10 protein-coding genes are annotated in these 11674 nt (G+C 70.5%); 4 read left to right on the top strand and 6 right to left on the bottom strand.

Translation table 11 applies throughout. From position 1 onward, the window contains the following. Positions 1-277: 277 nt before the first annotated feature. The 4 genes from AB0N02_RS46825 to AB0N02_RS46810 form a co-directional block, all read right to left on the bottom strand. A complete protein-coding gene (locus AB0N02_RS46825; RefSeq protein WP_363961583.1) occupies positions 278-1198 on the bottom strand; it encodes a TauD/TfdA family dioxygenase in 921 nt (306 codons plus the stop codon). A gap of 27 nt (positions 1199-1225) precedes the next feature. Continuing rightward, entirely contained in the window at positions 1226-1318 is a 93-nt protein-coding gene (locus AB0N02_RS46820) for a putative leader peptide (RefSeq protein WP_363961581.1), read from the bottom strand. Between the two features lie 193 nt (positions 1319-1511). Continuing rightward, complete coding sequence (gene mctP / locus AB0N02_RS46815) at positions 1512-3113, bottom strand: monocarboxylate uptake permease MctP (protein WP_363961579.1); 1602 nt, start codon at positions 3111-3113, stop codon at positions 1512-1514. A gap of 4 nt (positions 3114-3117) precedes the next feature. Beyond that, positions 3118-3342 carry a DUF3311 domain-containing protein gene (locus tag AB0N02_RS46810; RefSeq protein WP_363961577.1) on the bottom strand — a complete coding sequence of 75 codons (225 nt, stop codon included), beginning with the start codon at positions 3340-3342 and terminating at the stop codon, positions 3118-3120. A 445-nt stretch (positions 3343-3787) separates the two neighbouring features. Between AB0N02_RS46810 and AB0N02_RS46805 the strand changes: the two genes are divergently transcribed. After that, positions 3788-4204 carry a hypothetical protein gene (locus tag AB0N02_RS46805; protein WP_363961575.1) on the top strand — a complete coding sequence of 139 codons (417 nt, stop codon included), beginning with the start codon at positions 3788-3790 and terminating at the stop codon, positions 4202-4204. A gap of 32 nt (positions 4205-4236) precedes the next feature. Here AB0N02_RS46805 and AB0N02_RS46800 read toward each other — a convergent pair whose 3' ends face one another. Continuing rightward, positions 4237-5844, bottom strand: a complete 1608-nt coding sequence (locus tag AB0N02_RS46800) for a CocE/NonD family hydrolase (protein WP_363961573.1) — start codon at positions 5842-5844, stop codon at positions 4237-4239. Positions 5845-6472: 628 nt separating this feature from the next. Between AB0N02_RS46800 and AB0N02_RS46795 the strand changes: the two genes are divergently transcribed. The 3 genes from AB0N02_RS46795 to thyX all read left to right on the top strand — a co-directional run bounded on the left by AB0N02_RS46795 (position 6473) and on the right by thyX (position 10784). Continuing rightward, on the top strand, positions 6473-8614 hold the full coding sequence (locus AB0N02_RS46795) for an anthranilate synthase component I (protein ID WP_363961571.1): 2142 nt from the start codon (positions 6473-6475) through the stop codon (positions 8612-8614). Between the two features lie 169 nt (positions 8615-8783). Then, positions 8784-9944, top strand: a complete 1161-nt coding sequence (locus AB0N02_RS46790) for an amidohydrolase family protein (protein WP_363961569.1) — start codon at positions 8784-8786, stop codon at positions 9942-9944. 114 nt (positions 9945-10058) lie between these two features. Next, the gene (gene thyX / locus AB0N02_RS46785) at positions 10059-10784 is read left to right on the top strand and encodes an FAD-dependent thymidylate synthase (protein WP_363961567.1); all 726 of its coding nucleotides are present in this window, start codon (positions 10059-10061) and stop codon (positions 10782-10784) included. 54 nt (positions 10785-10838) lie between these two features. Here the strand turns inward: thyX and AB0N02_RS46780 are convergent, their stop codons facing one another. Then, the gene (locus AB0N02_RS46780) at positions 10839-11525 is read right to left on the bottom strand and encodes an alpha/beta fold hydrolase (RefSeq protein ID WP_363961565.1); all 687 of its coding nucleotides are present in this window, start codon (positions 11523-11525) and stop codon (positions 10839-10841) included. Positions 11526-11674 lie beyond the last annotated feature (149 nt).

Here is an 11674-nt window from a genome sequence, read left to right as displayed (position 1 = left end):
GACGCCTTGTGAGGCGGTGAATCAGAGCGTGGGAGGACTCGTGAGGCGGTGGTGCAGAGCGGAGGCGGTGGTGCAGAGCGTGGGAGGAGCCGTACCGGCGCTGTGAAGAAGTCTCGCGGGCGGTAGAGCGTTTGGGGACGTCTCGTAGGCGGTGGGAGCAGAGCGCTGTTCGCCTACATGAAAGTAAGCCCGCCCGGTGGAGGAGGAGCCGGGCGGGCTTGATCAGGAGGGGCGGGGATGTGTGGGTACCTGCCCGATCCGGATGTGGTGGCCGTTCTCAGGCGGCGACCGGGGTGACGGTGACGATGGGGGAGTAGGCCGAGGCGTCGCCGGACAGCACCTCACTCGGGCGGCCGTCGGTGCCGACCGGAACGTCGCCTGCGACGGTGACGCGGTGCAGCCGCCGTGACTGCTGCCCGAAATCGTGCACGACCCGGTGCTGGGTGGCCCGGTTGTCCCAGATGGCGACGTCGCCGGGGGACCAGCGCCAGCGGACGGTGTTCTCGACCTGGGTGACCTGCTCCTGGATCAGGCGGATCACCGAGGCCGACACGTCACCCGGCAGACCCACGATTCGCTTGGCGAAGTCGCCCAGCAGGATCGACCTCTCGCCCGTCTCGGGGTGGACGCGCACGATGGGGTGCTCGGTCTCGAAGGTCGTGGAGGCGAAGACCTCGGCGTACTCGCGGGTCCGTTCCGGATTGTCGGAGGTGGCGACCCTCGCATAGTCGAACTGGTTGGTGTGCACCGCGCGCAGGCCGTCGATCAGTTCGGCCAGTTGCGGGGGAAGGTGGTCGTAGGCCGCCACGGTGTTGGCCCACAGGGTGTCGCCGCCCGCCGGAGGGACGACCACGGCCCGCAGTACGGAGGCCAGCGGCGGACGGTCGACGAAGGTGACGTCGGTGTGCCACCGGTCGACTTTCTGCCCGTTGCTGTAGTCCAGGTCGAGGATGGGGGAGCCGTCGTTCAGCGCGGGGACGGTGGGGTGGGCGCCGGTCAGGGGGCCGAGCAGGGCGGCGAAGTCCACCTGGCTCTGCTCGTCGAGGTGCTCCTGGCCGCGGAAGAAGATCACTTTATGGCGGAGCAGCGCCGCGCGGATCTCCTGGACGGTCTCGGCCGGCAGCTCGCCGCTGAGCCGGACGCCGGTTATCTCGGCGCCGATGCGTCCGGCCACGGGGATGATGACGAGTGATGACATGTGCGGTTCCTTCCAAACGTGGATCTTTCAGGATCGAGGCCGGGTGGAAGGACACAGCGCGCTGGCCACGCGGCAGAGGTCCACGTGACCACGTGTCGTGAGGTACAGCGGGAGGGTCACGCCATCAAGGTAGGTCGCCGTTCCGGTATTTGTCAACTAAGTAGGTAGGAAATTAGGGTTATTAGAAAATCGGCCGATCGATATCGTTTCGGGCGGTTATGGGGCGGCTCACACCCGTCGAGGAGTGCGAGCCGTACCGGATGTGGGTCGTGCCGAGTGTGCGGGCTGTGCCGGGTGTGAACCCTGCGGGCCGTCAGGCGGTGAGGCGGAGATCCTTGATCCGAGGGTCGCCCTCGTCGGCCACGTAGTGGTCGGGACGGGTGGAGTCGTGGCCCTCCGCGACCTTGCCCACGCGGGCGACGATCGTGCCGGCGGCGGCGACGAGCAGGTTGACGGCCAGGGCGAGAACGCCCGCGTAGACCGTCACCTTGGTGCTCAGTCCCAGGTTCTCCAGAGGGAAGGCGGACCCGGCGAAGTGGAGTTTTCCGGTGGCGGGGTTGCCGATGTCGTAGAGCAGCAGGACGCCGGTGCTCATGCCCGCGACCCACCCGGCGATCAGCCCGGCCCGGTGGAACCAGCGGGTGTAGAGGCCCAGGGCCACCGCCGGGAGCGTCTGCAGGATGATGACGCCGCCGATGAGCTGGAGGTCGATGGAGAAGCCGGTGTCCAGGAACAGGATGAACAGCAACGCTCCGATCTTGACGAGAAGCGAGACGATCTTCGAGACCCGGGTCTCCTCGGCGTCGCTCGCGTCCGGCTTCACGAACTCCCGGTAGATGTTGCGGGTGAACAGGTTCGCCGCCGCGATCGACATGATCGCCGCGGGGACCAGCGCGCCGATGCCGATCGCGGCGTAGGCGACACCGGTGAACCAGTCGGGGAACATCTGGTCGAACAGCTGCGGCACGATCGTGTTGTTGTCGGGTTTCCCGGCGGTCACGACCGGCTTCACCCCGGCCGCGATGGCCATGTAGCCGAGCAGTGTGATCATGCCGAGCAGCACGCTGTAGGCGGGAAGCGCCGACATGTTGCGCTTGATCGTGTCGCGGTTCCTGGAAGCCAGCACGCCGGTGACGCTGTGCGGGTAGAGGAAGATCGCCAGCGCCGAGCCCAGGGCCAGCGTGACGTACTGGACCTGGTTGCCGGCGTTGAGCAGGAGCCCGTCACCCGGCGTCGGCGTGGCGGCGAACTTGGCATCGGCCGCGTCGAAGATCGGCCCCCATCCTCCCAGCCGCCAGGGGATCACGATGACGGCGGCCAGGATCACGACGTAGATCAGGGTGTCCTTGACGAACGCGATCAGTGCCGGGGCGCGCAGCCCCGACTGGTAGGTGTAGGCGGCGAGGACGGCGAAGGCGATGACGATCGGCAGGTGCCCGCTTACCCCCATCGACTTCAGCACCGCCTCGATGCCGACGAGCTGGAGCGCGATGTAGGGCATGGTCGCCACGATGCCGGTGATCGCGATGAGCAGCGCGAGCGTGGGGGAGCCGAAGCGGGCCCGGACGAAGTCGGCCGGCGTCACGAACCCGTGCACGTGCGAGACCGACCAGAGCCTGATCAGCACCAGGAACACGAGCGGATAGGTGATGATCGTGTACGGCATCGCGAAGAAGCCCATCGCCCCCGTCCCCCACAGCAGGGCGGGCACGGCCACGAAGGTGTAGGCGGTGTAGAGGTCACCGCCGACCAGGAACCAGGTGACCCACGAGCCGAAGCTCCGGCCGCCGAGTCCCCACTCGTCGAGGCTCGCGAGGCTGTGCGGACGACGCCAGCGCGCGGCCACGAATCCCATCCCGCTGACGCCCAGGAACAGCACGGAGAAGATGACGATCTCGGTCAGGTGCGCGCTCACGGAGTCACCGCCTCCGCCTGGTCATCCGGTAGACGACCGCCGTGCACGTGACACCGACGGCGATGAAGGCGAACTGGAGCCAGTAGAACCGCGGGAAGCCGAAAAGCCGGGGATCCTCGGCGTTGTACAGGAAGGGCAGCAGAGGCGGGATGATCGGCACGATCAGCAGCCAGTTCCACGGGCTACGGTCGCTCCTGCCCTTTTCTGGACTTTCTGGAGTGGTCAACACGATCTCCTCGAGGTGGAGAGTGGACAGCCGGGGGCGGCTGACTCCTTCGCTTGACCGGAAGCGTAATTACGCGATTGTTTCATTGCGATCACCGAGCGCCGAACGGAGCGGTTGACGCGGCGAGCGGTAGACGGTCAAGGGTTTTCGCCGTCGCGGTGACGTCGCCGGCGGCGGTGCGAACACCGTCCTCCGGGGCGTGCCCGCGCGGGACGGGCGGGCCGGTCACCTGCCGTGACGGGGCGGCACACGACTCCCCGGGATTGCGGCGGTCCGTTCCGTGCCCGGTGAAAGCCCGTTTCCGGGTGGCGGTGCGGGAATGGCCGAGGCGGGGAGGTTCGGAACCGTTCCTCGAATCAGGAAAGACGGGGAAGATTATTAACGAGGATCGCCATACGATCGGAGAATGCCAAATATCGGGCCAACGGAATTAATCATCATCGGATCGATGCTCATCCTGATGTTCGCCGCGGTCGTCACCGGACTCGTCCTGCTCATACGGCGCGCCGCCCGCCCCTCCGAGCTCTCCCTCCCCTTCGTGCCGCTCGAACTGCAGGAGCAGGCCCACGCCCTCGTGGAGCGGGGACAGAGGGCCATGGCCGTCGAACTCGTCCACGAGCGGACCGGCCTCGGCATCACCGCGGCCAGGCGGTACGTCGACGATCTCGCCGCGGGCATGATCTCCCGGACTCCCCACCCGGGCGGGACGTCCGCCGGGCTCCCGCACGGTGGCGTCCCCGACCTGGCCGCGCGTGTCCGCGACCTCAAGGCCTCCGGGCGCGCCGAGCAGGCCGTTCTCCTCGTCCGGGGGGAGACCGGCATGGCCGAGGCCGACGCGTGGCGCTTCGTCGACTCGATCCGGTGATCCCGCGGAGCGCCCCGTGAGGGCGGCGCTGCTCAGGCGTTCAGAAGCGGCAGCGTGACCGCGGAGGGACGGGCCGGATCGTGGAAGACCTCGTGCTCGACCGCGACCATCGTGCTGCCGGTACTCAGGGGCTCACCGGTGCCGAGGTTGCGGGCAATGCGGGGATAAGCGCCGCCCGCGACGTGCAGGCGGACGCGGTGGCCCCGCCGGAAGCGATGGCCGATCGGCCACAGCTCCACCTGGACACGGCGGACGCCGTCGGGGTCTGCCTGCGGGGAGCCTGGCGTCAGGCGGCGCACCCCCTCGCACACGTTGTAGGACGTGCCGTCCGGGTGCACGTCGCAGACCCGGACCACCACGTCGGCGTGCGCGCTGCTCGTCCTGACGTACAGGTCGGCGGAGACCGGGCCGATCATCTCGGTGTCCTCGCGGAGCTCGGGTCCCGTGTAGACGAGCACGTCACGCCGGGCCTCCAGGCGGCGGTTGTCACGCGGCTCGGAGTTGCCCAGCAGGACCGGGCCGCCCAGCACCGGGGTCGGGTGCGCCGGGTCGTAGCGGTAGCGGTCGGGTTCGCCTCCCCCGGGATTGCGGGGGGACAGGGCGAAGCCGGGCTGCAGGTGCCAGCGCTGCTGCCGCATGCCCGGCACCGGCCAGTCGGGATAGTCGCGCCACTCGTCGGCGCCGGTGACGTACAGCCTGACCGGCTGCTCGCGCAGCCCCGAGAAGTCGCCGAGCAGGTGGGCCCTGAACCAGGCCAGCGCGTCGGCGTTGGCCGCCCTGCCGTGCCGGATGTCCGCGTGGTACCACGGCCCGATCGTCAGGTGGGGCCGCCGTCCCGCGGCCCGCATCGCCGTGTAGTCCTTGACCTGCCAGGGCAGGAAGACGTCGTACCAGCCGCCGACCATGGTGACCGCCGCCTCGACCTCGCCGACCGACGCGGAGAAGTCGCGCCTGGCCCAGTAGGCCTCGGGGGCGGCGTGGTGGGCCAGCAGGTCCTGGAAGAACGGCAGGCCCCGGCCCATGGAGAGCACGTCCATCTCCCCGACGGGGCGCCCCGACAGCGCCGCCCGCCGGGTCCTGCGCGGAGCCAGGAACGCCTCGGCCCCGCCGAACCGGCCGTCCATCGAGGCGGTCAGCGTGATCCACATCAGCGATGACTCCAGGGCGAACGCCCCGCCCACGTAGGCGGCGTCGCGGAACTGGGAGGCGGTCACCGAGGTGGCCATGGCCTTCAGGTCGGGACCCGCGAACGGAGCGATGGCCCACTGGGTGTAGCCCAGATAGGAGGGGCCGTGCATCGCGAGGCTGCCGCCGTACCAGGGCTGGGCGCGCAGCCAGGCCAGAGTGGCCAGCCCGTCGTCGTGCTCGTCGCCGAGCGGGTCGAGCAGGCCGCCGGAGCCGAACCCGCCCCGGCAGCTCTGCAGGACGACCTGGAATCCGTGGCGGGCGAACGTCCGCCCGTAGGCCAGCCCGAACATCCCGCGCCTGCCGTACGGCGAGCGGACCAGCAGGGTCGGCGGCCGCACCGCGCCGACCGGCACGTAGCGGTCGGCCAGGAGCGTCACCCCGTCGGCCATCGGCACCGGGAGGTCGCGCTGGACCGCGACCCGGTGGGCGACCCGGGACCATGTGATCGCCACACGCACCTCCTCGCCCGGTTTCCTACCTGCGGGTAACAGTGCTTTCTTCCTACTGGTAACAGAAAGGAACGCGTTCTGGCTACCCGGGTTCGTCGGCAGTGCTCCGGGCTTCAGCCCGGGGGTGAAGCCGGCCGGCTCGCAAAGCGGGGCAGGAGCGGCCGATTCGCCGTCAAGGCGGATCGGCGTTCCCGTCATCAGGTAAGTCAGCTTCGTGCGGGGCGAAGGGTCACTCCGGAAGCCTCGGAACCGGTCACGACGGACACGGCGTGACCGGTCGCCGCCGGACGGGCGGAGACGTAAAACGCCTGCGGAGGGCTGGTAAGACCGGCCCCGGAGTTTTTCCGGGCAGGAGGGGGTGTGGCGGCCCGTCGCCTCGTCCCCGCTCATCGCCCTGTTACGGGCCGCTCCGTCGCGGGCGGTCGCGCCCGCGCCGCAAGTACGTTGCATGATCACATGTGCCGCCGGTAGGCTTTGGAACATGCGATACTCCAATACCCTTCAGTGGTGGCGCCGCTTGTAGGCGGCGCAGGTTTCGCATTCGCGAGAGCAGACAGACGGCCGCCCTGGAGGCGGCCTTTTCTGCGTCCGCCTCCTTGGGCATCAGGAAATCAAAAGGGGCGAGGCAGCAGTGGAGACGAGCGGATATACCACCGCCGGGGGCATAGAGGTCGAGGTCGCCGCGTTGGACGCGCCCGAGACGGTACTTGAGCACGTCGTCACGACGCTCGGCGAACGCCGGGGCGGCGTGCTCTCCTCCGGGATGGAGTATCCCGGTCGCTACAGCCGGTGGCACCTGGCCTACGTCGACCCCTGCCTGGAGATCGTGGCCAGGGGCCGCAGGATCTCCGCCCGTGCCCTGAACGCCCGTGGCCGGGTCGTCCTGCCCGCCGTCGCCTCCTGCCTGCTGGCCGCCGGCAAGCCGACCGGGGAGCCGACCGCCGACCACGTCGAGGTCCACGTCGCCGAGTCCGAGGACATCCTCCCCGAGGAGATGCGCAGCCGCCGCCCCACCGTCTTCACCGCGATCCGCGAGGTGATCGCGATGTTCCGCGGCGAGGACGAGCACCTCGGGCTCTACGGCGCCTTCGGCTACGACCTGGCCTTCCAGTTCGAGCCGATCAGGCAGGTCCTCACCCGGGCCGCGGACCAGCGCGACCTCGTCCTGCACCTGCCCGACCGGGTGATGGTCATCGACCGCAAGCGGGAGACCAGCAAGGAGTTCCGCTACGAGTTCACCGTGGACGGCGTCTCCACGCGGGGCCTCGCCCGCGAGGGCGAGAGCGTCCCGCTGCCCGCCGCCCCCGCCGAGCTTCCCACCGACCCGGAGAAGGGCACCTACGCCAAGGTCGTCGCCGCGGCCAAGGAGAAGTTCGTCCGCGGCGACCTGTTCGAGGTCGTCCCCGGCCAGGTCTTCCACGCCTCCTGCACCGACCCGGCCGCCTTCTACCGCGGCCTGCGCAAGGTCAACCCCGCGCCCTACGAGTTCCTGTTCAACCTCGGAGAGGACGAGCACCTGGTCGGCGCCTCCCCCGAGATGTACGTCCGGGTCAGTGGCGACCGTGTCGAGACCTGCCCGATCTCCGGCACCATCGCCCGGGGCAGCAACCCGATCGAGGACGCCGAGGCGATCCGCACCCTCCTGTCCAGTGTGAAGGAGGAGTCGGAGCTGACCATGTGCACCGACGTGGACCGCAACGACAAGTCCCGCATCTGCGTCCCGGGGAGCGTCCAGGTCATCGGGCGGCGTCAGATCGAGATGTACTCGCGGCTGATCCACACCGTCGACCACATCGAGGGCCGGCTGCGCCCCGAGTTCGACGCGCTGGACGCCTTCCTCACCCACATGTGGGCCGTCACCGTCACCGGCGCCCCCAAGACGTGGGCGATGCAGTTCATCGAGGACCACGAGGCCACCACCCGGCGCTGGTACGGCGGAGCGGTCGGCTACATCGGCTTCGACGGCTCGATGAACACCGGCCTCACCCTGCGTACCGCGCAGATCCGCGGCGGCGTCGCCACCGTCAGGGCCGGAGCCACGCTGCTGTTCGACTCCGACCCCGACGCCGAGGAGCGGGAGACCGAGCTCAAGGCCAGCGCCCTGCTCGGCGCCCTGGCCGCGGTCGGCAGGGCAGGGCAGGGCCAGGCCGCGCCGGCCCCGGCCGCCGAGCGGCCGGGGGAGGGGATGAAGGTACTGCTCGTCGACCACGAGGACTCCTTCGTCAACACGCTGTCCGACTACTTCCGCCAGCAGGGCGCGGAGGTCGTCACGCTCCGGCACGGCTTCCCGGTGAGCATGATCGACGAGATCGCGCCGTCGCTCGTGGTGCTGTCACCGGGACCCGGCTGGCCCTCGGACTTCGGGCTGTCGGGCCTCATCGAGGCGCTCTACGAGCGCGACCTGCCGGTGTTCGGCGTCTGCCTGGGCCTGCAGGGCATGGTCGAGCAGGCGGGCGGCACGCTCGAACTGCTGTCCTACCCCGAGCACGGCAAGCGCGGCCAGGTCAAGCGCATCGGGGACAGCGCGCTGCTGGACGGCCTGCCCGAGGAGTTCATCGCGGCCCGTTACCACTCGCTGCACGCCAAGCAGCCGGGCGTGGTCGGGTTCACCGCCACCGCGCTGACCCCCGACGGGGCGGTGATGGCGATCGAGGACGTGGCCAGGCGGCGCTTCGCCGTACAGTTCCACCCCGAGTCGATCCTCACCGCCGAAGGCGGGGCCGGGGCCAGGATCATCGGCAACGTGCTGAGGCTCTGCCGCGCCTCCGCCTGAGGCGCCGTGAAGAACGTCGTGGAAAACGTCGTGAAGAACACGGCGTCGCGGAGAAAACACGCGCGGTGACACTCCGTGGTCATAGAGTGCTGCTCCTGGCATGAGGCCGTGGGGCGGACCGGTGGGACCGGTCCGCCCCACGGCCGCGGCGGTTCGTGGAGGAGACGGCATGAGGGCCGATGACCTGTTGCCCGCCGGGCTGCCCGACGCGGTGGGGGAGGCCGTGCTGGCCCCGCTGGTCGACCACCACTGCCACGGGGTGCGTCGTGACGACCTGACACGGGCCCGGTTCGAGACCCTGATCACCGAGGCCGGCACTCCCGCGCCGCCCGGAACCACCCACTTCGACACCCCCGCCGGTCTCGCGGTGCGCCGCTGGTGCGCGCCGGTCCTCGACCTGGACCCCCACGTGCCCGCCGCCGTCTACCTGGCGCGCAGGGCCGAGCTGGGCGCGGCCGAGGTGAACCGGCGGCTGCTGCGCGCGGCGGGGATCGTGGCCTTCCTCGTCGACACCGGCTCCGGCGGGCCCGGGCTGCTGTCGGCGGCCGAGATGGGCCGTATGGGCGGCGCGGCGGCCGACGAGGTCGTCCGGATCGAACGGGTCGAGCAGGGCGTCGCGGCCTCCGCGGTCTCCGGCGTCGCCTACATCTCCGAGCTCAACGACGACCTCGCCGCCAAGGCGGCCCGCGCCGTCGGCCTCACCTCGATCATCGCCCGCCGGCACGGCCTGGACTTCGATCCGGCGCGGCCGAGCAGGGGAGCGGTGATCGCCGCGGCCAACCGGCGCCTCGCCGCCCCACAGGAGCCGCTCACCGACCCCGTACTGCTGCGCCACCTGCTCTGGGCGGCCGTCGACGTGGCCAGGGAGCGCGGCCTGCCGCTGCGCTTCCACACCGGCTACGGTGCCCCCGATCTCGACCCGCACCGCGCCGACCCGGCGCTGATGGCCGGCTTCATCCGGGCGACCCAGCCCATCGGCGTGCCCGTCGTCCTGCCGCACCGTCCCCCGTTCCATCGCCAGACGGCCTACCTCGCCACCGCCTTCCCGCACGTGTACGTGGACGTCGGCCTCGTTCCCGCCTGCACCGCCGCCGGATCCGCGGCGGTCATGGGGGAACTGCTGGAACTCGCCCCGTTCCACAAGCAGCTGTTCGGCTCCGCGGGCTCCGGGGTGGCCGAGACCTGCCGTCTGGGCGCGCTGTACTACCGGCGGGGCCTGGCGGGGGCGCTGGCCGTACGGGTGGCCGCAGGCGAGTGGAGCGTCCCGGACGCCGCGCGGGTGGCCCACATGATCGGCTCGGGGAACGCCCGCCGGATCTACCGCCTGTGACCTCCCGGGCCCGCCGGCCGTGTCCTCGCGCCCGCACGCCATGTCGGAGAAGCGGCCCCTCACCTCGGCGATAGGCTGGGCCCGTCCGATTTTCGCCGTAGGAAGGTCCCGCCCGTGGACGACAGTCAGCCCCGTTTTCTCGACGACGTGACCGTCGAGCTGGTCAAGCACAGCGCGTCGGACTCCGATGTGCTCTGGGCGGCCCGGGTGTCGACCGCGGGGGAACAGTCCATCGAGGAGATCCACAAGGACCCCGAGCGTTCCAAGGGCCTCATCAACTACCTGATGCGCGACCGTCACGGCAGCCCCTTCGAGCACAACTCCATGACCTTCCTGGTCAAGGCCCCGATCTTCGTCTTCCGTGAATTTCACCGCCACCGGGTCGGATGGTCTTACAACGAGGAGAGTGGGAGATATCGGGAGCTTCAGCCCGACTTCTACGTTCCTGGGCCGGAACGGAAGCTGGTGCAGGAGGGCCGCCCCGGCAAGTACGTCTTCGTCGAGGGCACCGAGGAGCAGTACAAGATCACGAACGAGGCGATGGAGGCGGCCTACCGGCAGTCCTACGCCGCCTACCAGGAGATGCTGGAGGCCGGGATCGCCCGGGAGGTGGCCAGGGCCGTGCTGCCCGTCGGCCTGTTCTCCTCGATGTACGCCACGTGCAACGCGCGCTCGCTGATGCACTTCCTGTCGCTGCGCACCAAGAACGAGCAGGCCAGGGTGCCCTCGTTCCCGCAGCGGGAGATCGAGATGGTCGCAGAGAAGATGGAGGCCGCCTGGTCGGCCCTCATGCCCCTGACCCACGCGGCCTTCGTCGCCAACGGCCGGGTGGCTCCCTGACCTCCCCCGTACCGCCCGGCCTGCCCGGGCGGTACGGCCCGCCGTGGAAACGGATCACGAGGACACGAGGGCGGCCAGTTCCCGCCGGACGATCGGCCAGGCGTCGCTTTCCGGGTCGATGAGAACGAAGTGGCCCGCGCCGGGGACCGGCACCAGGGAGGTCGCCGGATGGGCGGCGGCGTAGGACTCCGAGACCTCGGCGGGGACGCGCTCGTCGCCGGTGCCGTGCACGATCGTCACCCGGCCCGGCCGGGCGGGCAGCCGTACCGGGTCGAGGTCGGCCCGGTCCTCCGGCGGGCCGCCGAGGAAGTCGGGCACCGCGCCGTCGTCGAGGTTCAGCCGGTGCGCGAGCCGCAGGTCGGCGACCGGGGCGAGGGCGAGGACGGCGGCCGCGGGCGGCGCGGCGCACAGGGCGAGGTGACCGCCGGCCGAGTGGCCGACGGTCACCGACGGGTCGAGCGCGCCGAGCGCGGCCCGGACGTCGTCCAGCATCGGGCCGGGGCGGCCGGGCTCGCGGCGATACTCGATCGCGGCGACGTTCCACCCCGCCTCGCGTAGCGCGTTCGCCATGGGACGCAGGTGGGTCCGGTCGTATTCGGGACGCCAGAACCCACCGTGGACCAGTGCCACCGTGGGTCCCCCGGCGTGCCAGAGGTCGATCACCTGGTCGGCGTCCTCGCCGTACCGCAGCGTCCGGTCGGGGCCCGCTGCCGGGCGGGTCAGGACGGAGCGGTCCTCCATGTCACGACATCCGCTTGATCACGGCGGCGCCGGCGGCGATCACTCCGGCGAGTACGGTGGCCGCGGCTCCGGCGAGGAGTTGCTGTTGTCTGCGGACCCGGCGTTTGACCTGGGCGTAGGGCACGGTGGAGAAGGACACCAGCTCATAG

The sequence above is a fragment of the Streptosporangium sp. NPDC051022 genome (assembly GCF_040683035.1).
GTDB lineage: Bacteria > Actinomycetota > Actinomycetes > Streptosporangiales > Streptosporangiaceae > Streptosporangium.
The sequence above is the reverse complement of the archived record's forward strand: the minus strand, read 5'-3'. Positions and strand labels throughout refer to the sequence as shown.